The 21,816-nt window shown below is 67.0% G+C and carries 24 protein-coding genes; 11 read left to right on the top strand and 13 right to left on the bottom strand.

Translation table 11 applies throughout. The features are described 5' to 3' along the window. Positions 1-2: 2 nt before the first annotated feature. From ACWGCN_RS12930 to ACWGCN_RS12940, 3 genes are read right to left on the bottom strand one after another with little or no spacing between them, the layout of a single operon-like run. Positions 3-803 (bottom strand): ABC transporter permease, encoded by an 801-nt coding sequence (locus ACWGCN_RS12930; protein ID WP_378991125.1) that lies wholly within the window; start codon positions 801-803, stop codon positions 3-5. Next, on the bottom strand, positions 800-1,585 hold the full coding sequence (locus tag ACWGCN_RS12935) for an ABC transporter permease (RefSeq protein WP_452457744.1): 786 nt from the start codon (positions 1,583-1,585) through the stop codon (positions 800-802). Before ACWGCN_RS12935 ends, ACWGCN_RS12930 begins: the two co-directional genes overlap by 4 nt. Beyond that, on the bottom strand, positions 1,582-2,376 hold the full coding sequence (locus ACWGCN_RS12940; RefSeq protein ID WP_452457743.1) for an ABC transporter ATP-binding protein: 795 nt from the start codon (positions 2,374-2,376) through the stop codon (positions 1,582-1,584). The genes ACWGCN_RS12935 and ACWGCN_RS12940 overlap by 4 nt, the downstream gene beginning before the upstream one ends. 245 nt (positions 2,377-2,621) lie before the next feature. Between ACWGCN_RS12940 and ACWGCN_RS12945 the strand changes: the two genes are divergently transcribed. Then, the gene (locus ACWGCN_RS12945) at positions 2,622-3,638 is read left to right on the top strand and encodes an alpha/beta hydrolase (RefSeq protein ID WP_378991131.1); all 1,017 of its coding nucleotides are present in this window, start codon (positions 2,622-2,624) and stop codon (positions 3,636-3,638) included. A 62-nt stretch (positions 3,639-3,700) separates the two neighbouring features. Here ACWGCN_RS12945 and ACWGCN_RS12950 read toward each other — a convergent pair whose 3' ends face one another. From ACWGCN_RS12950 to ACWGCN_RS12970, 5 genes are all read right to left on the bottom strand, one after another. Further along, positions 3,701-4,327, bottom strand: coding sequence for a TetR/AcrR family transcriptional regulator (locus ACWGCN_RS12950; protein WP_358186529.1), 627 nt, complete (start codon positions 4,325-4,327; stop codon positions 3,701-3,703). Between the two features lie 148 nt (positions 4,328-4,475). Beyond that, the gene (locus ACWGCN_RS12955) at positions 4,476-4,841 is read right to left on the bottom strand and encodes a DUF3349 domain-containing protein (RefSeq protein ID WP_378633940.1); all 366 of its coding nucleotides are present in this window, start codon (positions 4,839-4,841) and stop codon (positions 4,476-4,478) included. A gap of 11 nt (positions 4,842-4,852) precedes the next feature. Further along, entirely contained in the window at positions 4,853-5,134 is a 282-nt protein-coding gene (locus ACWGCN_RS12960) for a hypothetical protein (protein ID WP_378991133.1), read from the bottom strand. Between the two features lie 12 nt (positions 5,135-5,146). Beyond that, a complete protein-coding gene (locus ACWGCN_RS12965; protein WP_378991135.1) occupies positions 5,147-6,334 on the bottom strand; it encodes an inorganic phosphate transporter in 1,188 nt (395 codons plus the stop codon). A gap of 73 nt (positions 6,335-6,407) precedes the next feature. Continuing rightward, the gene (locus ACWGCN_RS12970; protein ID WP_452457742.1) at positions 6,408-7,922 is read right to left on the bottom strand and encodes an ATP-dependent DNA ligase; all 1,515 of its coding nucleotides are present in this window, start codon (positions 7,920-7,922) and stop codon (positions 6,408-6,410) included. 94 nt (positions 7,923-8,016) lie between these two features. On the opposite strand from ACWGCN_RS12970, the gene ramB reads away from it, so the two are divergent. After that, on the top strand, positions 8,017-9,423 hold the full coding sequence (gene ramB / locus ACWGCN_RS12975; RefSeq protein WP_378991138.1) for an acetate metabolism transcriptional regulator RamB: 1,407 nt from the start codon (positions 8,017-8,019) through the stop codon (positions 9,421-9,423). A 4-nt stretch (positions 9,424-9,427) separates the two neighbouring features. Here the strand turns inward: ramB and ACWGCN_RS12980 are convergent, their stop codons facing one another. Continuing rightward, the gene (locus ACWGCN_RS12980; RefSeq protein WP_452457741.1) at positions 9,428-11,257 is read right to left on the bottom strand and encodes an acyl-CoA dehydrogenase; all 1,830 of its coding nucleotides are present in this window, start codon (positions 11,255-11,257) and stop codon (positions 9,428-9,430) included. 341 nt (positions 11,258-11,598) lie between these two features. Between ACWGCN_RS12980 and urtA the strand changes: the two genes are divergently transcribed. The 6 genes from urtA (at position 11,599) to ACWGCN_RS13010 (ending at position 17,180) form a co-directional block, all read left to right on the top strand. Further along, positions 11,599-12,849: an urea ABC transporter substrate-binding protein gene (gene urtA / locus ACWGCN_RS12985; protein ID WP_056814694.1), complete on the top strand. Its 1,251-nt coding sequence runs from the start codon at positions 11,599-11,601 to the stop codon at positions 12,847-12,849. A gap of 70 nt (positions 12,850-12,919) precedes the next feature. Further along, positions 12,920-13,804, top strand: coding sequence for an urea ABC transporter permease subunit UrtB (gene urtB / locus ACWGCN_RS12990; protein WP_266293973.1), 885 nt, complete (start codon positions 12,920-12,922; stop codon positions 13,802-13,804). Next, entirely contained in the window at positions 13,801-14,931 is a 1,131-nt protein-coding gene (gene urtC, locus ACWGCN_RS12995; RefSeq protein WP_379317347.1) for an urea ABC transporter permease subunit UrtC, read from the top strand. The genes urtB and urtC overlap by 4 nt, the downstream gene beginning before the upstream one ends. After that, the gene (gene urtD / locus ACWGCN_RS13000) at positions 14,928-15,731 is read left to right on the top strand and encodes an urea ABC transporter ATP-binding protein UrtD (protein ID WP_387445604.1); all 804 of its coding nucleotides are present in this window, start codon (positions 14,928-14,930) and stop codon (positions 15,729-15,731) included. Before urtC ends, urtD begins: the two co-directional genes overlap by 4 nt. Then, a complete protein-coding gene (gene urtE / locus ACWGCN_RS13005) occupies positions 15,724-16,416 on the top strand; it encodes an urea ABC transporter ATP-binding subunit UrtE (protein ID WP_056814706.1) in 693 nt (230 codons plus the stop codon). Before urtD ends, urtE begins: the two co-directional genes overlap by 8 nt. A gap of 14 nt (positions 16,417-16,430) precedes the next feature. Beyond that, the gene (locus ACWGCN_RS13010) at positions 16,431-17,180 is read left to right on the top strand and encodes a GntR family transcriptional regulator (protein WP_379317420.1); all 750 of its coding nucleotides are present in this window, start codon (positions 16,431-16,433) and stop codon (positions 17,178-17,180) included. Here ACWGCN_RS13010 and ACWGCN_RS13015 read toward each other — a convergent pair whose 3' ends face one another. Next, complete coding sequence (locus ACWGCN_RS13015; protein WP_379317422.1) at positions 17,181-18,062, bottom strand: NERD domain-containing protein; 882 nt, start codon at positions 18,060-18,062, stop codon at positions 17,181-17,183. A gap of 202 nt (positions 18,063-18,264) precedes the next feature. On the opposite strand from ACWGCN_RS13015, the gene ACWGCN_RS13020 reads away from it, so the two are divergent. Beyond that, positions 18,265-18,810 (top strand): carboxymuconolactone decarboxylase family protein, encoded by a 546-nt coding sequence (locus tag ACWGCN_RS13020; RefSeq protein WP_452457740.1) that lies wholly within the window; start codon positions 18,265-18,267, stop codon positions 18,808-18,810. A 92-nt stretch (positions 18,811-18,902) separates the two neighbouring features. Then, complete coding sequence (locus ACWGCN_RS13025) at positions 18,903-19,280, top strand: VOC family protein (RefSeq protein WP_378991148.1); 378 nt, start codon at positions 18,903-18,905, stop codon at positions 19,278-19,280. Here the strand turns inward: ACWGCN_RS13025 and ACWGCN_RS13030 are convergent, their stop codons facing one another. Both ACWGCN_RS13030 and ACWGCN_RS13035 read right to left on the bottom strand, forming a co-directional pair. Then, positions 19,281-19,604, bottom strand: coding sequence for a DoxX family protein (locus ACWGCN_RS13030; RefSeq protein WP_378991245.1), 324 nt, complete (start codon positions 19,602-19,604; stop codon positions 19,281-19,283). It abuts the gene before it with no gap. Positions 19,605-19,778: 174 nt separating this feature from the next. After that, positions 19,779-20,618 carry an NmrA family NAD(P)-binding protein gene (locus ACWGCN_RS13035; protein WP_452457739.1) on the bottom strand — a complete coding sequence of 280 codons (840 nt, stop codon included), beginning with the start codon at positions 20,616-20,618 and terminating at the stop codon, positions 19,779-19,781. Positions 20,619-20,703: 85 nt separating this feature from the next. On the opposite strand from ACWGCN_RS13035, the gene ACWGCN_RS13040 reads away from it, so the two are divergent. Then, entirely contained in the window at positions 20,704-21,153 is a 450-nt protein-coding gene (locus ACWGCN_RS13040) for a winged helix-turn-helix transcriptional regulator (protein ID WP_378991150.1), read from the top strand. On the opposite strand, the gene ACWGCN_RS13045 is transcribed toward ACWGCN_RS13040, so the two are convergent. Then, entirely contained in the window at positions 21,114-21,809 is a 696-nt protein-coding gene (locus tag ACWGCN_RS13045) for a polysaccharide deacetylase family protein (RefSeq protein WP_378991152.1), read from the bottom strand. The genes ACWGCN_RS13040 and ACWGCN_RS13045 overlap by 40 nt on opposite strands. Positions 21,810-21,816: the final 7 nt, after the last annotated feature.

Raw genomic sequence — 21,816 nt, forward strand, 5'->3', positions numbered from 1 at the left:
CCTTACTTTCCGGCGCTCGGGCCGAAGCGCGCGAGCACCACGTTCTCGATCACGCCGACGATCGCGTACAGCAACACCGATACCACCGTGACCACCACGATCGACGCCCACAGCCGGTTGTACTGGAACATCGGGATGGCCCGTACCAGGCTCGCGCCCAATCCTGTTCCACTGCCGAGCCATTCACCCAGCAGGGCGCCGATCAACGCGCCGGGCACCGAGACCCTGGCCGCGGCGAACACCGACGGCAGCGCGGCGGGCACCGCGACCATCCGTAGTCGCGTCCACCGTGTGCCGCCGTAGGCCGTCACCAATTCCATTGCCTGCCTGGGCGCTTCGCGCAGGCCCGTCATGATCATCACCAGGGCGGGGAAGAACACGACGATCGCCGTCAGCACCGTCACCCCCGCCGTGCCTCGGCCGAAGATCAGCACCACGATCGGACTCAGGGCGACCAGCGGCACCGACCGCAACAGCATCGCGACCGGCATGAACGTCTGCCGCACAGCCGAATACAGCACGAACAGCGCGGCCACGCCGATCGCGCCGAGCATCCCGACGACGAACCCCGAAGCCGCGTCACCGAGGGTGATCGCGAGGTCGTCGACGATCGCCTGCCGCGCCGCCGGCGCACCCGCCGAAGTGACCAGATAGGCCCAGACATCCGACGGCGTCTTGCCCACTCGCGGCCCGATCTGCGGGAACAGGCGAAGAAACAGCGTCCAGATGACGAGCAACAGAATCAGCGACGTCGCCAGCGGCAGCAGGAAGCGGCCGATCCGGCGCGCGACGGTGGTGGTCATCGCCCCTCCTCCACCGTCGTCCACGGCGTGATCAGGCGGGCCGCGCCCGCCACCAGCAGGTACCCGAGCCCGGCCAGCGCGGCCGCGGCGATCGCCATGCCCCAGGTGCGTGGCACGTTGTAGGCAGTCTGGGCCGCGGTGAGCGCGACTCCGATGCCGCTGTCGACGCCACCCAGATACTCACCGATGATCGCCCCGAGCACCGCCGACGGCGCGGCGATCTTCAAGGCGGCGAACGTATTCGGCAGCGCGGCGATGGCCTGCACCCGATACAGCTGCTGCCAGCGGCCACCTCCGTAGGCGCGCACCAGATCCAGGCTCGCCGGATCGGCCGAACGCAATCCACTCACCGCGCCGACCATGGTGGTGAAGAAGCAGTACATCGCGGCCAGGAACACCGTGGGCGTGCGCCCGCCGAACACCACCAGGATGATCGGGCCCAGCGCCACCAGCGGCGTGCAGTAGCTCAGGATGGCCAGCTGGGTCGCGAGGGGTTCGATCCGCGGCACCAGCATGATCAGCGCCGCGACCCCGATCGCGAGAACGTTGCCCCAGAGGAAGCCCTGCAACGCCCCGATCGCGGTGACCTGGAAGTTGGGCCCGTAGAGGCCCCACCCGTCCGACCACATGGTCGAAAGGACCCGCCCCGGTGAGGGAATCGTCCCGCCCGCGGTTCCGGCGGCGGCCAGCGCCCACCACAGGGCGATCAGCACCACCACACCCAGTGCCCCGGCCACCCGGCCCAGGTCGGCCGGGATCCGCCGGGCTGTCGCCACACTCATGCCACCCCACCCCGCCCGAAGAGTAGCTCCGACAGGTAGTCACAGAGCTTGTGGAATTCGGGTGTGCGCATCATCTCGGGTGTGCGCGGACGCGGCAGGTCGATCTCGACCAGTTCCAGCACCCGGCCCGGTCGCGGACTCATCACCGCCACCACGTCGGACAGGAACACCGCCTCGCCGATGCCGTGGGTGACCATCAGTGTGGTCGCGGGCTTCTCGGTCCAGATGCGCAGCAGTTCCAGGTTCAAGCGCTGCCGGGTCATGTCGTCGAGCGCGCCGAACGGTTCGTCGAGCAGCAGCACCGACGGCTGCACGACCAGCGCTCGCGCGATCGAAACCCGTTGGCGCATACCGCCGGACAACTGCGCGGGCTTGGCCTTCTCGAACCCGTCCAGCCCGACCAGTGCGATCAGTTCGGCGATCCGGTCCGGTTCGGCGGGCAGCCCGGCCACCTGCAACGGCAGCCGGATGTTCGATTCCACACTGCGCCACGGCAGCAACGCCGAATCCTGGAACGCGATACCGAGCTCGGCGCCACCGCGCAATTGTTCCGGGGACATACCGTTGATCCGTGCGGTGCCGGCACTCGGCTCGTCCAGGCCGGCCAGAATCCGCAACACCGTCGATTTGCCGCAGCCCGAGGGCCCGAGCAATGACAGGAATGCGCCGTGAGAAGTCCGCAAATCGACCGAGTCCAGCGCGTCGACAGTGTTGCGGCCCACTGTGAAGGTCTTGCTCAACCCACTGATCTCGATCCCGGTGGTCGCGCTACCGGGGATTTCCTTACCCATGCTCGTCACCATAAGAGCGCCTGGTTGCGGCGGCATTTCCGAATCACAGCCCAGATTGCGCCCCCGTAAACCGTGCTCGAGGTCACCATAAAAGTGAACCGGTAACGATTCGGTCCTGTGAGAGGACATAGAGTGTCGGAGGATCTGACAGCCCTGCAGGCGTCGAGCGCATATGCTCTCGGCGACCGGGGGAAGCACTGCGATGACGTGCCCGACAGGGCCCGTGGACTGGAACCGACTGTTCGATGAAGCTCTCTGCACTACGTACCGTGGCCGCGCTGCGCACCACCGCCGTGGCTCTGACCGCCGCATTGTCGGTGGCCGTTGTCGCCGGTGGCGCCGCGACCGCCGAACCCGAGAAGCCCTCAGCCGTGTCGTCCATCGTCAAAGACGGACGCGTGTGGCATCTGAAGGTGTACTCGGCGGCGATGAAGAAGGACATCACGATCGACGTGCAGCGTCCCGTCGACGAGTCCAAGCCGGCCCCCAACTTCTACATGCTCAACGGCCTCGACGGCGGTGAGGGCACCGCCAGCTGGGCTGCGCAGACCCAGGCGCTCAGCTTCCTGGCCGACAAGCAGGTCAATGTGATCCAGCCGATCGGTGGCCGCGGCAGCTACTACACCGACTGGAAAGCCGAAGACCCGAAGCTGGGCCTGAACAAGTGGAGCACCTTCTTCACCCAGGAGCTCCCGCCGCTGCTCGACGGCGCACTGAACTCCACCGGCCTGAACTCGCTGGCCGGCCTGTCCACCTCCGGCACCTCGGTGCTGCAGCTGGCCGAGGCCAACCCGGGTCTGTTCAAGTCCGTCGCCGCCTACAGTGGCTGCGCGCAGATCGCCGACCCGATGGGCAAGCAGGCCGTCAAGTTCTCCGTGGAGACCTGGGCCGGTGGCAAGACCGCGAACATGTACGGCCCGGACAACGATCCCGCCTGGGTCGAGAACGACCCGGTCATCAACGCGGAGAAGCTGCGCGGCACCAACCTCTACATCTCCAGCGGTAGCGGCATGCCGACCAACGCCGACGTGGCCTACTACCTCAACGGTTCGCCCGGCCCGATGGGCGTGATCAACCTCGGTCTCGGTATCGGCATCGAAGCGGCGACCAACGCTTGCAGCCAGAACCTGAAGACCAAGCTGGACTCGCTGGGTATCCCGGCGACCTACCAGTTCACCCCGATGGGCACCCACTACTGGCCGTACTGGGAGCAGGCGCTGCACGAGTCGTGGCCGCTGCTCGCACAGGGCATGGGTATCTGATTTCCCACTGAAAGCGGGAGGCATCCGGATTCGGATGCCTCCCGTTTCTGCGTTGCCGGCAGCTACGTGGTGGGCGCGACCGCGGTGCGCACCGTGAGCCCGGAGCGGATGAAATAGGCGATCTCCTCGCAGATCTCGTCGACCGAGATCGCGTCGCCGGGAACGGTGGCGTGCACCATCTCCTGGGCGAGGGAATTCACGGCGCCGATTACCGCGAGGCCGAACAGGTGCAGGCTGCGCGATTCCGCTTCGCCCCGTTCGGCGGCACGCTGCGCTTCCCGGGTGAGCAGTGCCGAAATCGACCGCCGCTGCGCGCGCCGCCATTCCTCCACCACCGGACTCACCCCGACGACCTCGACATAGAACACCCGCGCCGCCCGGCGATCACGGCAGGTCACCGCGAGGAACGCGCGGAAACTCTCCACCACGCGGACCACCAGCGGCTGTTCGCTGGTGTGCTCCAATGCCTCGTCGAGGCGCCGTAACGCGGCCGCGTTCAACCGGTCGACGAGTGCGATCAGTAATGCCTCACGGCTACCGATGTCTTCGTAGAAACTGCGGGTCGACACATTCGCGGTCGAACACAGCCGCTCGATCGAGGTCGACGAATATCCCTGGGTACCGAATAGTTCCAGCGCCGCGTCGGTCAACCTGTTGCGGCGTAGCGCGACTCGCTGCTGGCGCGACAATCCACCGTAACTACGACCACTATCGGTTACATCCGCACGCCGAACCACGGATGCATGCTAGCGCGCGATCGCCGGACAGCCGGGCGATTCGCCATTGTCGCCGCGAGCGAATTCCGCTGGCGTATCGGAATTGTCGAACTGGCGATGATCAATTCTGTTCGGTAGTGGGTTCGCCGTCGTCGAGCGGTTCGGCCAACGGCCAGCCACCGGCGGCCAGATGCGAAGCCACCCGCGAGACGTCGTCGGGCGCGGGCTGCTGCTTCGCGAAATCGGCGATGGCGGCCGCGATTTCGGCCTCGCTGATCGATTCCCGATTCGGATTCGCCTCCACCAGTTTCTCCCCGATCACCGTCACCTCGTAGTCGGTGAGGTGGCGGTGCAGCACGGCGAACAAGGCGACATAGTCGGACTGGGGAATGCCCTGTGGATAGCCCGCGCGCAGCCACCCGAGCACCCGCGAGAGCAGGTTGCCACGGACCGGCGGGGTCGCGGGGGTGGGGTTCGGATCGGTCATGGCTTCCTCACTCATGATTGGCCGAACAGGTGGATGCCGAACTGGTGGGCGATGAACGCCTTGGCGGTGAACAGGATTCCGGTGATCACCACGACGACGATGAGGACCAGACAGGTCACCGCGCCCGCCAGCGCCGGATAGTTGCGCCGGACTCGGCCCTCGGCGTCGACGGTCTCGGCATTGCCCCACCACCGCACCGCGAAGGCGAAGACCGCGGGCACACCCGCGCCGAAGATCAGCGCGGCGAGCACCACTTCCCACAGTGAACTCAGATTGGTGATCACGGTGTGCATGATCGCTCCCCTCTACCCGGCATGGTTCTGGTCGATCGGCGCCTGTGCCGAGGTGGGTGGCTGATGGCCATCGGGCCATTCGTTCACATTGTGAGTGCCGACCGGGTCACGGCGCGACCGGAGATAGATTCCGAGCGCCCCGGCGATCAGGAGGCCGAACACCACGAGCACGCCGGGCAGTCCACCGATGACGTTGGCGATCGCCCAGCAGATCGCGCCGACGATGCCCGCCATCGGCAGGGTCAGCAGCCAGGCCACGGCCATCCGGCCCATCACCCGCCAGCGCACCTCGGCGCCCTTGCCGATGCCGGTACCGAGGATCGCACCGGTCGCGGTCTGCGTGGTCGACAGCGGCAGACCGAAGTGCGCCGAGGTGAGAATGATCGCCGCCGAGGTCGACTCGGCGGCCAAGCCCTGCGGCGACTCGATCTCGACCAGGCCCTTGCCGAGGGTCCTGATGATCCGCCAGCCGCCGAGATAGGTGCCGAGGGCGATCGCGACGGCGCAGGCGGCCATCACCCACAGCGGCATGTGGTCGTCTTTGCCCAGCGAGCCGTAGGCGACCAGCGCGAGGAAGATGATGCCCATCGTCTTCTGCGCGTCGTTGGTGCCGTGCGCCAGCGAGACCAGGGAGGCCGAACCGATCTGGCCCCAGCGGAAGCCCTCTTCGGTTTTCTCCCGGTCGACGCCGTGGGTGATCCGGTACACCAGGAACGTGCCGATGGCCGCCACGATGGCCGCGATCACCGGCGCGAGCAGCGCGGGCAGCACGATCTTGATCAGCACCCCGTCCGACCCCGACGCCCAGATCACCCCGTTCCAGCCCAGCGCGGCGATCGTCGACCCGATCAGGCCGCCGAACAGGGCGTGCGAGGAACTCGACGGCAGGCCGAGCAGCCAGGTCAACAGGTTCCACAGAATGCCGCCGACCAGGCCGGCGAAGACGATGACCAGCAGGTCCTGCCCGCCCACATCGTCCAATTGGACGATCCCCTTCGCCACCGTCGCCGCGACCGATACCGACAGAAACGCACCGATCAGGTTCAGCACGCCCGAGAGCGCGACTGCCGTCTTCGGCTTCAGCGCACCGGTGGCGATCGAGGTCGCCATGGCGTTGGCCGTGTCGTGGAATCCGTTGGTGAAGTCGAACGCGAGAGCTGTGACGATGACGATCAACAGGACCATTAGTTCGGCGCTCACCGGAACAGTGTGTCGTATGCTGCCGCCGGATTGCCAAACTGTTGCGGGTAAGTCGCACGACCAGCGGCTGAGCTCAGCCGGCGGCCACGCCGAGCGCGCGCACCGCCTCGATGGTGTCGGCCTCCGCCGGTTCCTTGTCCGGCCGGTACCGCACCACCCTGGCGAAGCGCAGCGCGACTCCGCCCGGATATCGGGTACTGGTCTGGACGCCGTCCTGCGCGATCTCGACGACGAGTTCGGAACGCAGGTACACGGCCTGACCGTCGCGGTGGGTTTCGTGGCGCGGGAATTCCTCGGTCTGCCAGCGCAGCAGTTCGTCGGTGAGGCCCTTGAACGTCTTGCCGACCATCACCGGCTCACCGGTCTCCGGGTCGCGGGCCGCCAGATGCAGGTTGGACAGGAACCCGGTGCGGCGGCCGTAACCCCATTCGGCGCCGATCACCAGTAGGTCGAGGGTGTGCGCGGGTTTGATCTTCTGCCAGGCTTTGCCGCGCCTGCCCGCGGCGTACGGGGCATCCAGCGCCTTGACCATCACGCCCTCGTTGCCGACCGCCAGTGCGTCGTCGTAGTAGTCGGCGGCGGCCTCTGGGGTCGGCGCGATGAGCGCGGGAATGCTGTGATCGCCCGCGACCCGCTCCAGCGCGGTGCGCCGGATGCGCAGTGGTTCGTCGATCAGATCGATGCCGTCCAGGTGCAGGCAGTCGAAGAAATAGGGGTGCAACCGGCGTGGATCGCCGACGGTCGCGAACCTGCTCATCGTCTCCTGGAACGGGCGCGGGCGGCCCGCGTCGGTCAGGGCGAGGGTTTCGCCGTCCAGGACCACGGTGGCGCAGTCGAGGGTCTTGACCAGCTCGACGAGTTCGGGGACGCCCGCGGTGATGTCGCGCAGGGTTCTGGTGAAGACCCAGACCTGGTCGCCGTCGCGGTGCACCTGGATGCGGGCGCCGTCGAGCTTGTGTTCGACACTGATGCCGGAGCCCAACTCGGCGAGGGCCTCGTCCAGCGAACCGCCGGGTGCGGCGAGCATCGGCGCTACCGGGCGTCCTACTTCGAGGCGGAACGCGGCCAGGGCTTGCTCGCCCCCGGCGAGCGCGGCGATCGCGGTGACGGGCAGCCGGCCCGAGAGCATATGGGCTCGGCGCACCACGTCGACGGGGATGCCGGTGGACTGTGCGAGCGCCTCGACCACGATCGCGGTGAGCGCGCCCTGCCGGAGTTCGCCGGTGAGCAGGCGGACCAGGAAGGACTGCTCCTCCTCGGTCGCGGCGGTGAAGAGCGCGGTCAGCAATTCGCGGCGCCGGTTGGTCGAGCCCTTGCCGTTCAGGCCGGTGAGCTGGGAGAAGATGTCGTCCACCGCACCGACGGTGAGGCTCGCGTCGCCACTCGGCGGGGTCTCGAGCCCGGCCACCGTGCGCCACCCGGCCCCGATCCGGCCCTGCACCAGCTCGCCGGACAACCATGCCACCACGGTCCCGATCTCGGACGGGTCCGCGGCGCCGAAGAGCTCGGCCAGCGCGGCGGTTTTCGCCTTGCGCGACCGGGTCGCCCGCACGGCGGCGGAGGCCGTGACGACATCGCTGAACAGCACCCAACGACAGTATCGCGAGGGTGTGACACAGAGCTCGAGCCCCGTTGTTAAGAATCCATTGGCAAGCCTGCGAAACCGCCCCTAAACTGGACATATGGCCAAGACCTATGTCGGAGCGCGGCTGCGCCAGCTGCGGACCGAACGTGGGCTGAGCCAGGTCTCGCTCGCGCAGAAACTGGAGATCTCGGCCAGCTATCTGAACCAGATCGAACACGACGTGCGACCGCTCACCGTGCCGGTGCTCACGCGCATCAACGAGGTCTTCGGCGTCGACCCGACCTTCTTCTCCGCCCAGGACGACACCCGGCTCATCGCCGAGCTGTCCGAAGTGGTGATGGACGCCGAGCTCGGCATCGAGGCCGACACCCAGCAGATCGCCGACATGGTCTCCGCCCATCCGTCGATGGCGCGCGCCCTGGTGGCCCTGCACAACCGCTACCGCAACACCAGCGCGCAGCTGGCCGCCGCCACCGAGGACCGGTTCGCCGACGGTTCCGGCAGCGCCGCGATCAGCAAGCCGCACGAGGAAGTGCGCGACTACTTCTATCAGCGCCAGAACTACATCCACGAATTGGATACCGCCGCAGAGGATCTCACCGCGCGCATCCGGTTCCACGGTGGTGAGGTGAGCACCGAGATCGTGCGCCTGCTGCGTGCGCACGGCGTGCGGATCAGCGAGCGCATCGACCTCGGCGAGGGCGTACTGCACCATTTCGACCCCGAGACCAAACAGCTCGAGATCTCCCCACACCTGTCCGGTGGGCAGCGCACTTTCAAACTCGCCGCCGAACTCGCCTACCTGGAATGCGGCCCGCTCCTCGAAAAACTGGTCGACGAGGGCAATTTCGCCTCCGATGCCTCGCACAAACTCGCGATGCTCGGCCTGGCGAACTACTTCGCGGCCGCGATGGTCTTGCCCTACACGCACTTTCACGAAGTAGCCGAGAATTTCCGCTACGACATCGAACGCCTGTCGGCGCATTTCTCGCAGAGTTTCGAAACCATCTGCCACCGCCTGTCCACCCTGCAACGGCCGACCCTGCGCGGCGTCCCGTTCTCCTTCGTACGCGTCGACCGCGCGGGCAATATGTCGAAGCGCCAGTCCGCCACGGGTTTCCACTTCTCGGCCAGCGGCGGTACCTGCCCGCTCTGGAACGTCTACGAGACCTTCGCCTACCCCGGCAAGATCATGACCCAGATCGCCCAGATGCCCGACGGCCGCAAATACCTCTGGATCGCGCGCACCGTGGAACGCCGCGCCACCCGCTACGGCCAACCCGGCAAGACCTTCGCGATCGGCCTCGGCTGCGAGCTGCGCCACGCGGGCCGCGTCGTCTACGCCGACGGCATCGACCTGGGCGAAGCCAACGCCACCCCCATCGGCGCGGGCTGCCGAGTGTGCGTGCGCTCCAACTGCCCCCAGCGCGCCTTCCCGCCGCTGGGCAAGGCCCTCGACATCAGCGAACACCGCAGCTCGGTCTCGCCCTACCTCATCAAATAGCTGCTCAGAAGGCTTCCTCCGGGACCGCCATGATGTCGTTGTCGATGGCGGCGAGGATGTTCTTGGTAGCGGTGAGTTCGGGGAGGACATTCTTGGCGAAGAAACTCGCCGCAGCGACTTTGCCCTGGTAGTAGGGGCGGTCCCGCGGTGCGGCGTCGGAGGCCAGGGCGGCGGCGGCGATGTCGGCCTGGACCAGCAGGCGCCAGGCGATGAGGAGATCGCCGACCGCCATCAGGAAGCGAACCGAGCCGAGGCCCACCTTGTAGAGCTCGGTGGGCTCGCTCCGGCCCGCCATGGCGTAGCCGGTAAGGGTGGCGGCCATCGCGCCGACGTCGGCCTGGGCGGTGCGCAGCAGGGCGCGCTCGGTGGCGAAACGGCCGGTGTCATTGTCCAGGTAGACGCCGATCTGCGCGTTCACGTGGGATAGGGCGACGCCACGATCGCGAATGATCTTGCGGAAGAAGAAGTCCTGGGCCTGGATCGCCGTGGTGCCCTCGTAGAGCGAGTCGATCTTGGCGTCACGGATGTACTGCTCGATCGGATAGTCCTGCAGATAGCCGGAGCCGCCGAAAGTCTGCAGCGACTCGGCGAGCAGCTGGTACGCGCGCTCGGATCCCACGCCCTTGACGATCGGCAGCAGCAGATCGTTCACGCGGTGCGCGGTCTCCGGATCGGCACCGGACACCAGCTGCGCCACATCCGCGTTCTGATGCGCGGCGGTATACAGATACACCGCTCGCAACCCCTCCGCGTAGGCCTTCTGCATGGCCAGCGACCGGCGCACATCGGGGTGATGGGTGATGGTGACGCGCGGCGCCGCCTTGTCGGCGACCTGCGTCAGATCCGCGCCCTGCACCCGCGTCTTGGCGTACTCGAGCGCGTTCAGATACCCGGTCGACAATGTCCCGGACGACTTCACACCGACCGTCATCCGCGCGTTCTCGATCACCTTGAACATCTGGGCGATGCCGTTGTGCACATCGCCGACCAGCCAGCCCTTGGCGGGCACCGCGGTGCCACCGAAGGTCACCTCGCAGGTCGGCGAGGACTTGATCCCCATCTTGTGCTCGACCCCGGTCACGTACACACCGTTGCGGTCGCCCGGTTCCAGCGTCTGCGGATCGAAGAGGAACTTCGGCACGTAGAACAGCGAAAGTCCCTTGGTGCCGGGGCCTGCACCCTCCGGCCGGGCGAGCACCAGGTGGAAGATGTTCTCGGCCGTATCCCCCACGTCACCGCCGGAAATGAACCGTTTCACCCCGTCGATGTGCCATGACCCGTCGGGCTGCGGCACGGCCCTGGTGCGACCGGCGCCGACATCGGATCCGGCATCCGGCTCGGTGAGCACCATGGTCGCCTGCCACCCGCGCTCGAACCCGCCCTGTGCCCAGCGCTTCTGTTCGTCGTTGCCGATCTCGTAGAGCACCGAGCCCATCATCGGGCCCATGTTGAAGAAGCTGGCCGCCGGATTGGCACAGATGATGAGCTCGTTGATCGCCCACATCAGCGCGTTCGGGGCGGCGGTGCCGTCCATACCCGCCGGCATGGCCAGGCGGTACCAGCCCGCTTCGTGCACCACGTCCACCGTCTTGCGCAGCGGATCGGGCACGGTGATGTCGTGGGTATCGGGGTGGAAGACCACCGGGTGCCGGTCGGCCTCGGCGAACGAGTCCGCGATCGGCCCCTCGGCCAGGTGTTTCACCTCGTCGAGGAGCTGGCGCACCGTATCGGAGTCCAGGTCGCCGTAGGCGCCGGTGTCCAGAACCTTGTCCAGGTTCAGGACCTCGAACAGATTGAACTCGATGTCACGCACGTTCGCCTTGTAGTGCCCCATTGGGCCCTCCTCGACTGACCGCACACGGCCGATTGCCGTGTGGCTCGACGGCTCGACGTTGTACAAATCGAAGCGTGCCGCACCTGCGCGCCCCTACGCAACCGTAGGCAAGGCGACCCTTCTCCAGCTGTCGCCGACGAACAATTCACACGGACGAAACAGACGAAACGGGCACGTGACCGAGAGACATTCGGGTGCAACAAGTTCCATCTACTGTCTCGAATCACGAATACAGCTTCTGTATACAACTCGGTGTACATCCAGTCTCCGGGGCAGACAGCGGCGGTATTCGTTGTGGCGCGTGTGGCGCCGCCGTTACACCTGATGAGGAGAACCGCCCCATGTCTGAATCCCGTTTGGTCAAGGCACTTGTCGTGCCTGCCGCGGTGGCCGTCGCCGGCCTGCTGCTCACCGGCTGTGGTGCGCGCGACGACGCGTCGACCGGCTCGACCGCAGCCTCCTGCGTCGACACCAGCAAGGACACCATCAAGGTGGGCTCGCTGCACTCGCTGTCGGGCACGATGGCCATTTCCGAAGTCACCGTGGCCAATTCGACCAAGCTGGCGATCGACCAGATCAACGCGGCGGGCGGCGTCCTCGGCAAGAAAATCGAGATCGTCCTCGAAGACGGCGCCTCGGACCCCAAGACCTTCGCCGAGAAGGCGGAGAAGCTGATCAGCTCCGACTGTGTCGCTTCGGTGTTCGGCGGCTGGACCTCGTCGAGCCGCAAGGCCATGAAGCCCAAGTTCGAGAGCCTGAACTCGCTGCTCTACTACCCCGTGCAGTACGAGGGTCTGGAAGATTCCAAGAACATCTTCTACACCGGCGCCACCACCAACCAGCAGATCATTCCCGCGCTGGACTACCTGAAGCAGAAGGGCATCAAGTCCCTCTACCTGGTCGGCTCCGACTACGTCTTCCCGCAGACCGCCAACCGCGAGATCAAGGCCTACGCCGCGGCCAACGGGATCGAGATCAAGGGCGAGGACTACACCCCGCTCGGCTCCACCGACTTCTCCACCATCGTCAACAAGGTGCGCGCCGCCAAGGCGGGCGCGGTGTTCAACACCCTCAACGGTGACTCCAACGTCGCCTTCTTCCGCGAGTACACCAACGCGGGCCTGAAAGCCGCTGAGATGCCGGTGGTTTCGGTATCGATCGCCGAGGAAGAGGTCGCGGGCATCGGCGCGCAGAACATCGCGGGCCAGCTCACCGCCTGGAACTACTACCAGACAGTCGACTCCCCGGCGAACAAGAAGTTCGTCGCCGACTACAAGGCGGCCTTCGGCGCCGACAAGCCCACCTCGGACCCGATGGAAGCCGCCTACGCCTCGGTGTACCTGTGGAAGAACACCGTCGAGAAGGCGAAGTCGTTCGCCGTGGCCGACATTCAGGCCGCGGCCGACGGCGTGAGCTTCGACGCCCCCGAGGGCACCGTCACCATCGACGGCTCCAACCACCACATCACCAAGACCGCCCGGATCGGCGAGATCCGCCCCGACGGCCTGATCTACACCGTCTGGGATTCCGGCAAGGCCATCACCCCGGACCCGTACCTGAAGTCCTACGAATGGGCCAAGGGCCTCAAGTAAACAGCCCGACAGATGTGGGACGCGCAGTGCGCGCGTCCCACATCGCCCCATCTCCAAGGAGTCCACTGCAATGGACGTGCTGATCAGTCAGCTCTTCACCGGGCTGAGTCTGGGATCCATTCTTCTGCTCGCCGCGCTCGGCCTTTCCCTGACGTTCGGTCAGATGGGCGTCATCAATATGGCGCACGGCGAATTCATCATGGCCGGTTGCTACACCACTTATGTAGTGCAGCAAGTCTTCTCGTCGGCCGGAGTGTCGCTGGTCGTGTCCCTGCTGATGGGCTTCCTCATCGGCGGCCTGCTCGGTGCCGCCCTGGAGATGGGCCTGATCCGCTACATGTACGACCGACCGCTGGACACCCTGCTCGTCACCTTCGGTGTCGGACTGGTGCTCCAGCAGGCCGCGCGTGACATCTTCGGCGCCCCCGCCAAGAACGTGCTGGTGCCCGAATGGCTCAGTGGCGGTATCACCATCGCGGGCGCGGTCGTGCCGAAGACCCGCATCTTCATCCTGGTGCTGGCGATCGTCGCGGTGACCACCCTGGCCGCCGTGCTCAAGACCACCCCGATGGGTCGGCGGATTCGCGCCGTCGTGCAGAACCGTGGACTGGCCGAAACCAGCGGCATCTCCAGCAGATTCACCGATATCAGCACGTTCTTCATCGGTTCCGGACTGGCCGGCGTCGCCGGTGTGGCACTCACCCTGATCGGTTCGACGAGCCCCACCATCGGCCAGAGCTATCTGATCGACGCGTTCCTGGTGGTCGTGATCGGCGGCCTCGGCCAGATCAAGGGCACAGTGATCGCGGCGTTCGCGCTCGGGCTGCTCAACTCGTTCATCGAATACTCCACCACCGCGTCCATCGCGAAGGTGATCGTGTTCGTGCTGATCGTCATCTTCCTGCAGGTCCGCCCGCAGGGCCTGTTCACCGTGCGGACGAGGAGCCTGGCATGACCGCACTCACCGAACGTCTCCGCGAATACCCGCGGCTCACACCACTACTCGGCTTCGGCGTCGCGGCGATCCTGCTGTTCGCCGTCGCCCCTGCGGTTCTGAGCGATTTCCGCCTGAACCTTCTGGCCAAGTTCCTCTGCTTCGCCATCGTGGCCGCCGGCATCGGATTGGCTTGGGGCCGTGGCGGAATGCTCACCCTCGGCCAGGGCGTGTTCTTCGGCATCGGCGCCTACATCATGGCCATGCACATGCAGCTCGCCGACGCCGCCCGCCTCGGCAACGACGTCCCGGAATTCATGGAGATCTCCGGCATCAGCGAACTGCCGGGATTCTGGCAGCCGTTCAGTTCCGCGCCGGTGGCGATTCTCGGCATCCTGGTGCTGCCCGCGCTGGTCGCGGCGGTGCTCGGGTACGGCGTGTTCAAGCGCCGGGTGCGCGGCGCCTACTTCGCCATCCTGAGCCAGGCACTGGCCGCGGCGCTGGCGATCCTGCTCACCGGACAGCAGGCCATCGGCGGCTTCACCGGACTGTCGGACTTCCGTTCCTTCTTCGGGTTCCGGCTGTCGGACCCGGCCAACCGGCAGATGCTGTTCTTCATCGCGTCGGGCACGCTGCTGGTGGTGGTGGCGCTGATCCGCCAGCTCAACCGCAGCCGCTACGGCGAACTGCTGGTGGCGGTGCGCGATGCCGAGGAGCGCGTGCGTTTCCTCGGCTACGACCCGGCCAATATCAAGATCGTCGCCTATGTGGTGGCGGCGTTCCTCGCCGGTATCGCCGGTGCGCTGTTCACTCCGATCGTCGGCATCATCTCTCCCGCCGACATCGGCGTCATCCCGTCGATCGCCTTCCTGATCGGTGTCGCCATCGGTGGCCGCACCACCCTGCTCGGACCGATCCTCGGTGCGATCGGCGTCGCCTGGGCGCAGACCTCGCTGTCGGAGTCGTTCCCGTCGGGCTGGACCTACATGCAGGGCATCCTGTTCATCGTGGTCGTCGGGTTCATCCCCGCCGGTCTGGCCGGGCTGTGGCCGATGTTCAAGGGCTGGCTCGACAGCCGCAAGAAGCTGCCACCCGCACCGGAAGAACCCGCCGCCGTCGTCACCGAGGAGAAGGTGCAAGCGCGATGACACTCGAACCCAAAGCCGGCGGCAACGCGGGCATGGACAGCGACTACCTCGAAATCCGCGGTCTCACTGTCAGTTTCGACGGCTTCAAAGCCGTCACCGATGTCGACCTCACGGTGTTGCAAGGCGACCTGCGGTTCCTGATCGGACCGAACGGCGCGGGCAAGACCACGCTGATCGATGCCATCACCGGCCTCGTCCCGGCGACCGGTTCGGCGCAGAAGTCGGGCACCGAACTCCTCGGCAAGAAGGTGCACCAGATCGCGCGCCTCGGCATCGGGCGCACCTTCCAGACGGCCAGTGTGTTCGAGCAACTCACCGTGTTGCAGAACCTGGATATCGCGGCGGGTGCCGGGCGTTCGGCCCTGTCGCTGCTGCGCATGCGCAAGTCGGTGCTGCCGAGCATCGAACAGGCACTGGAGACAACGGGTCTCACCGCACTGCGGGACAAGCCCGCCGGGGTGCTCGCGCACGGACAGAAGCAGTGGCTCGAGATCGGCATGCTGCTGGTGCAGAACGCGTCGGTGCTGCTGCTCGACGAGCCGGTCGCGGGCATGAGCGCCGAGGAGCGCGAGGAGACCGGAAACCTGTTGCGCCGCATCGGCAGTGATCGCGTGGTGATCGTCGTCGAGCACGACATGGACTTCATGCGGTCCTTCGCCACCTCGGTCACCGTGCTCGCGGGCGGCAAGGTCCTCAGCGAGGGCAGCGTCGAACAGGTGCAGGCCGATCCGAAGGTGCAAGAGGTCTATCTGGGCACCGCGACTCTGGTTGCGACAGACAAGGAGTCGGCCGATGCTTGAACTACACGACATCCGTTCCGGATACGGGCGCACCGAGGTCATCCACGGTGTCAGCATGACCGTGCCCGACGACAGCGTCGTCGCGATCATGGGCCACAACGGCGCGGGCAAGACCACGCTGCTGCGCGCGGCGGTGGGGCTGCTGCCCACCAAATCGGGCACCATCACCTTCGACGGCGAGAAGATCACGAAACTCTCGCCCTCGCAACGGGTCAAGCGCGGCATCGGTTATGTGCCGCAGGGCCAGCAGAGCTTCGGGCAGCTGACCACCGCCGAGAACCTGCAGGTGGTCGCGGACGGGCGCAAACGCGGCAAGGCGCTGATCGACGAATCCCTCGATCTGTTCCCCGCGCTGAAGGACCTGCTCACCCGCAAGGCGGGCCTGCTCTCGGGCGGGCAGCGTCAGCAGCTGGCCATCGCCCGGGCACTGATCACCGAGCCGAAGCTGCTCATCCTCGACGAACCCACCGAGGGCATCCAGCCGTCGGTGGTCGCCGAAATCGAGCGCACCATCATCGAATTGACGCAGCGCGGCGGTTTGAGCGTGCTGCTGGTGGAGCAGCACATCGGCTTCGCACTGCAAGCCGCGCAACAGTACTACGTGCTGCACTCGGGGCATCTCGGCTCGACCGGGGCAGGCGGGGCAGGTGCGGAATCCGCGGTCCGCGCGGCGATGGCGATCTGATCGCAGCGGCGCACATGGCCGGGAGGGGATCGGGCGAGGACGCGCGTCCTGCCGGCGGCGGGCGGCGGGTGCCGCTGGCCGCGCGCGTCTACGACGAACTCCGCCACGACCTCGCCACCGGGGAACTGGCGCCGACCGAACGGCTGCGCGCCGAACGGCTGGCCCAGCGCTACGGCGTCTCGCGCACCCCGGTGCGCGAGGCGCTGGCCCGGCTCCAGGCCGACGGGCTCGTGCAGCGACATCCCGACGGTCTCTACCTGTACCGGCCACGCCTGAACGAACTCGACGAGCTCTACGAACTGCGAATCGTGCTGGAATCCCGTGGTTTTCAGCGTATCGCCGCGGGTGGTTCCGTCCAGGTGCACATCCCGGCCGAGCACGACCTACCCACCGTGCGCGCCGAGCTGGCCCGTTGGCTCGAATACCGCGACACCCCACCGGAACCCGGGCCCGACCTGGTCGCCGCCGACGAGCGGTTCCACACCGAGCTGCTCAGAGCGGCGGGCAATTCCGCCCTCGCCGAGGCACTGGCCGCCGTCTACCTGCGGGTTCGCCCGGTGCGCACGATGGATGTGCCGACCGCCGAGCGGGTGGCGGCCATGACAGCCGATCACATCACCATCGCCGAGCAGGTGCTCGCCGGGGACGACGAACAGGCCCTGCACACCCTCACCGCCCACATCGATTCCTCCCGCGCGCACGTCCGGGTGCGCGCCGAGCAGGCGATCGCGTTCACCAAACTCGGTCGCGCTGTGCGGGATTGATCAGCAGTCCGTCTGGAACGGCCAGCACTCGGTCTTGCGCGGAGTCGCCGACGTGGGCGCACGGGTAGTCGAGGTCTGCGAGGTATCCGACATCGGGCGCGGATGCGGCGAATCCTGGATCAGCGCCACGCCGACGACCACGAAGACCACGAAGATGCCGAGCACCGCGGCGGCGAACAGTCCGATGCCGACGAGTTTTCCCCGCCGCGACGGATCCGGCGGCGGGGCGGGCTCGCTGAATGCGCGCACCTGCCGCGCCACCGGAGTCGGCGCGGGTCGATGGGTGTCGAAGCCCTCCTCGACCAGCTCGGCACGCGATGGCGCCTCGACCACACCGAGCGCCGTGCAGGTGGTGAGCACGCGCTCGACCGTCCATTCGCGCGGCCCCGCTGAGAACCCTTCCAGGTACACCCGCAGCTCGTGCGCATCGACGCTGTTCGCGACCAGTACGTCCAGACCCGGCCGCAGCGCGGTGCGCGCCGGCCGCACCACCACGCCCCGATACGGCACGAGCACCACCGCGCCGGAGACGTGTCTGCTGTCCTGCAACGCCTGCTCCAGCGCGACCCGCACCGCGTGCACCCCGTGTTCGACCCGGTCGGTGAGACCGTTCGACGTGTCGGCTTCTAAATCCAGCGGACTGTCGCTGATCATCCAGGTGCCGTCGGCGGCGGCGGTGAGCAGCCCGCTCTGCCGTCGCCGGAAACCCTTCACTTCGAGCACCGTGATCCCGCGCGGCGTCACGATCACCGCGCCGAGCCGCCGGTCACCCACCCGGCAGTCGACCAGTGCGAGCCCCGTACTCGGATAGGCGCGCAGGCAGTCCACGAGCTCACGCTCGGCGCCGGTGAGCTCGGCACCCGGTCTGATCCGAACCAGCATGTGCGATGTTCCCCTACCAGTGCTGCGACCTCACACCGCCGCTGCGCGCTGCGGTACCCACCGATCATGACGCGCAACTGTTCCGAAAACCACTGGAAACCAAAGAAAACCGGCACGAATACAGGAGTGGCCCCTCGAGCGGATACCGGCGAGTACGCTCCGATCCTGGCCGACGATGTTCGAGAAGACAGGTGGATCAGAGATGGATTCAGCGCCCCTACCACGCGTTTCGCCGGGACGGTTCGGTGAACTCGGGCCGATCAACTGGGTTGTCTGGCAAGTACTTTCCCGCGCGTCGGGCACCGAGGACGCGCATCTGTTCAGCACCCTCGGGCGCACCGGCGGGCTCTTTCGCGGCTGGCTGCATTTCTCCGGCAAGCTCATGCCGGGTGGCAGGTTGGCGCGCGCCGAGGCCGAGCTCGTGATCCTGCGCGTCGCTCAGCTGCGCGAATGCGACTACGAGGCCGACCATCATCGTCGATTGGGCCGCAAGGCGGGGCTGTCGCCAGTCGAGATCGAGCGCGTTGCCGCAGGTCCCGAGGCCGAGGGCTGGACTCCGCGGCAGCGGGCGCTGCTGAATGTCGCCGATCAGCTGGTGAACACCCGGAACGTGGACGACGCGGCGTGGAACGCGCTGGCCGAGCACTACGACGAGCGGACGCTGATCGAGATCGTGCTGCTGATCAATCAGTACGAGGGTCTGGCGTCGACCATCACGACCTTGCGAATCGAGCGTGACACGTTCTGACCGTGTGATCCAGGTCATATAGCGAGTCTGCGCGGAGTCTCCCACAGTAAAGGCGTACAACGTACGGAGTTCACCGCTACCGAGGAGACCCCATGCAGATCAGCGCTTCCGCTCTCTCGCTCAATGTCGCCGACCCCCAGACCTCTGCCCAGTTCCTGATCGAGCACCTCGGCTTCACCGAGAAGATGGCCGCCGACGGGTTCGTCAATGTGACGCGGGCCGATGCGGGCATGGACGTGATCTACCTGCGCACCGGCCTCGGCTCGTTCAAGCCCGCCCGTATCGCCGGCAGCGCGGGCGAGGGACTGCTCGTCGTGTTCGTCGTCGACGACATCGACCGCGAATACGACCGCCTGCGGGCCGAGGGCGTCCCGATCGAGACGCCCATCGAAACCGAGGAGTGGGGCGAGCGGTACTTCCAGATGACCGACCCCAACGGGATCGTCATCCAGCTCGTGCAATGGGTGTGATCAGCGGCGGGCGACGCGCAGCGCGGCCACGATCATCGGGATCTGCAACGGCAGCCGCGCCAGCACGCCTGCCTTGAAAGCCTTGGGCGCCTTCGGATTACCGACCACATCCACCGTCATCTGGATATTGGCCGGGAAGACGCCGATGAACAGCGCCGCGGCCAGCCACCCGCCCAGGCGCCGGGTGCGCGGCACCGCCAGCGCGGTCGCCACACCCAGCTCGGCAACCCCGGACCCGTACGTATAGGTCCGCGGGTTGCCGGGCAGCTGCGGCGGCACGATCTTGTCGAACGGCTTGGGCGCTACGAAGTGCAGGGTGCCCATGACGAACAGCAATCCACTCAGCCAGGAGTGCGAACGTCGACGGGGATTTTGATCAGCCACAACCCCGACGGTACCGCTTCGCCGGGTACTCCGGCCGAACCAGGGCGGTGGTCGCCCACCGGGTGAGCCCGCGCCGGGCGAGCTACCCCTGTGCTGCCGTCATCGGGGCGGCGACTACTGCGCGAAGACCGTGGACGCCGAGGTCGCCGGGCGGCCGAGGAGCTTGGTCAGATCGCCGGTGGTCACCTCCAGCAGGCCCTCGCCGATGCCGGCGTCGGCGTCGGCGAGGACGGCGGCGTACTGCTCCTCGAGACCCGCCGCGCGCAGGGCTGCCGCGTAGTCGTCCTTGGCGAGGTCCGCGTAACGGATTGGGGAGCCCTTCGCCTCGGTGGCCGCGGCCGCCAGGTCGGCGCCGGTCAGCGCCTCGTCACCGCCCAGTTCGTAGACGCGGCCCTCGTGGCCCTCGCCGGTCAGCACGCGCGCGGCCGCCTCGGCGTAGTCGGCGCGTGCGGCGCCGGAGACACGACCCTGGGCCATCGCGCCGTGCAGGACACCGGACTGGGCCGCGTTCGCGACGGCTCCGGCGTAGTTCTCCCAGTACCAGCTGTTGCGCAGCAGCACCGTCGGCACGGCGGCGCTCGCCAGCACCTCTTCGGTGCCGCGATGCTCGGCGGCCAGCAGCATCGGATTGCGGTCGGCGCGCGGAATGCTGGTGTAGGCCAGCAGTTCGACCCCGGCGCGCTCGGCGGCGCGAAGCACAGTGGTGTGCTGGGCTACTCGCTTGCCGAACTCGTTGCCCGAGATCAGCAGCACACGGTCCACACCAGCCAGGGCGGCGTCGAGAGCCGCCGGATCGTCGTAGGACGCCTGCCGCACTTGCGCGCCGCGCGCGGCGAGGTCGGCCACCTTGCTCGGATCGCGCACGATCGCGACCGGTCGCTCCCCTGCGGCGAGCAGAGCCTCCACGACCAACCGGCCGAGCTTTCCGCCTGCTGCTGTCACTGCCACGGTCATTGCTGCCTCCATCGGTACAAGTACTAACTATTAGTAAGCACTATGCCTTCAGTGGGCACTTGCGTCAAGTGGGTACGATGGAGGCATGCCCGAGACGACCCACGAGGACCACGACCCCACGCTGGAAGCCGACGTCTTCGCGCGCAATTGCCATTCCCGCCCCGTCCTGCAGAACATCACCGGACGGTGGGGGGTGCTCGCCCTGGTCGCGCTGCTCGACGGTCCGGTCCGGTTCAGCGCCCTGCGCCGCCGGGTCGACGGCGTGAGCGAGCGCATGCTCTCGCAAACCCTGCAGGCGCTGGAACGCGACGGCATGGTCCATCGCGAGGTGCTCGAAGCGATCCCACCCCGCGTCGAATACAGGCTCACGGAACTGGGCACGGCGGTCGCGAACCAGCTGAAGTCGCTGATCGTCGTCGTGGAATCGAACATGGACACCGTCCGCGCGGCGCAGGACACCTACCACCGCGCAGACGGCATCGACCAAGGATCGGCTCAGCGCGCGAGCAGCTCCGAGACCGTGACGAATCGGTAGCCCTGCGCGCGCAATCCGTGCACGATCTCCGGCACCGCGGCAAGAGATTCGGGCCCGTACATGACATGCAGCAGGATGATCGATCCCGGTCGCGTCTCGGCGAGGGTGTCACCCACGATGGCCTCCCGTGACGCGCCCCCCGCGGAATCGGGCTCCACATCCCAGGTCACCGAGGTGCGATCGTGGTCGGCGAGGTAGTGCGGCAGCGTCCACAGTTTCTTGCCGTACGGCGGGCGGAAGCTGATCGGCCCCGGATATCCGGCGCGACGGATCTCGGCGTCGGTCCGCTCGATCTCCTCGCGCACGGTGTCGCCGGAAACCAGCACCATGCGCCGGTGCGAATAGGAGTGATTCCCGATCTCGTGACCCGCGCCCACGATCGCCGCACCGTATTCGGGATGCGCGGCCAGGTCCGCGCCGACCAGGTAGAAGGTCGCAGGAACCTGCAATTCCCCCAGCGTCCGCAACACGTCCGGCGTCCGCGCGGTGGGTCCGTCGTCGAAGGTCAACGCGACGACCTTCTCGTCGGTCTCCACCCGATCGACCAGCCGCCCCGCCACCTGATAAGTCCGCGAATTCGCCAACACATACAGACCGGCCGGCACCGCCGAAACCACGACGATGCCGACAACCCCGCCCACCAACCACCGACGCATGGACCGA

The organism is Nocardia sp. NPDC055050 (genome assembly GCF_053608345.1).

Bases quoted from the DNA above. Each gene is read 5' to 3' on its own strand.
- ACWGCN_RS13035 (WP_452457739.1), bottom strand. From the start codon at position 20,618: ATGACCGTGGCAGTGACAGCAGCAGGCGGAAAGCTCGGCCGGTTGGTC.
- ACWGCN_RS12960 (WP_378991133.1), bottom strand. From the start codon at position 5,134: ATGCACACCGTGATCACCAATCTGAGTTCACTGTGGGAAGTGGTGCTC.
- urtD (WP_387445604.1), top strand. From the start codon at position 14,928: ATGACACTCGAACCCAAAGCCGGCGGCAACGCGGGCATGGACAGCGAC.
- ACWGCN_RS13045 (WP_378991152.1), bottom strand. From the start codon at position 21,809: ATGCGTCGGTGGTTGGTGGGCGGGGTTGTCGGCATCGTCGTGGTTTCG.
- ACWGCN_RS13020 (WP_452457740.1), top strand. From the start codon at position 18,265: ATGGATTCAGCGCCCCTACCACGCGTTTCGCCGGGACGGTTCGGTGAA.
- ACWGCN_RS12940 (WP_452457743.1), bottom strand. From the start codon at position 2,376: ATGGGTAAGGAAATCCCCGGTAGCGCGACCACCGGGATCGAGATCAGT.
- ramB (WP_378991138.1), top strand. From the start codon at position 8,017: ATGGCCAAGACCTATGTCGGAGCGCGGCTGCGCCAGCTGCGGACCGAA.
- ACWGCN_RS12955 (WP_378633940.1), bottom strand. From the start codon at position 4,841: ATGACCGATCCGAACCCCACCCCCGCGACCCCGCCGGTCCGTGGCAAC.
- urtA (WP_056814694.1), top strand. From the start codon at position 11,599: ATGTCTGAATCCCGTTTGGTCAAGGCACTTGTCGTGCCTGCCGCGGTG.
- ACWGCN_RS12935 (WP_452457744.1), bottom strand. From the start codon at position 1,585: ATGAGTGTGGCGACAGCCCGGCGGATCCCGGCCGACCTGGGCCGGGTG.
- ACWGCN_RS12930 (WP_378991125.1), bottom strand. From the start codon at position 803: ATGACCACCACCGTCGCGCGCCGGATCGGCCGCTTCCTGCTGCCGCTG.
- ACWGCN_RS13030 (WP_378991245.1), bottom strand. From the start codon at position 19,604: ATGGGCACCCTGCACTTCGTAGCGCCCAAGCCGTTCGACAAGATCGTG.
- ACWGCN_RS13015 (WP_379317422.1), bottom strand. From the start codon at position 18,062: ATGCTGGTTCGGATCAGACCGGGTGCCGAGCTCACCGGCGCCGAGCGT.
- ACWGCN_RS13025 (WP_378991148.1), top strand. From the start codon at position 18,903: ATGCAGATCAGCGCTTCCGCTCTCTCGCTCAATGTCGCCGACCCCCAG.
- ACWGCN_RS13010 (WP_379317420.1), top strand. From the start codon at position 16,431: ATGGCCGGGAGGGGATCGGGCGAGGACGCGCGTCCTGCCGGCGGCGGG.
- ACWGCN_RS12945 (WP_378991131.1), top strand. From the start codon at position 2,622: ATGAAGCTCTCTGCACTACGTACCGTGGCCGCGCTGCGCACCACCGCC.
- urtB (WP_266293973.1), top strand. From the start codon at position 12,920: ATGGACGTGCTGATCAGTCAGCTCTTCACCGGGCTGAGTCTGGGATCC.
- ACWGCN_RS13040 (WP_378991150.1), top strand. From the start codon at position 20,704: ATGCCCGAGACGACCCACGAGGACCACGACCCCACGCTGGAAGCCGAC.
- ACWGCN_RS12980 (WP_452457741.1), bottom strand. From the start codon at position 11,257: ATGGGGCACTACAAGGCGAACGTGCGTGACATCGAGTTCAATCTGTTC.
- urtE (WP_056814706.1), top strand. From the start codon at position 15,724: ATGCTTGAACTACACGACATCCGTTCCGGATACGGGCGCACCGAGGTC.
- urtC (WP_379317347.1), top strand. From the start codon at position 13,801: ATGACCGCACTCACCGAACGTCTCCGCGAATACCCGCGGCTCACACCA.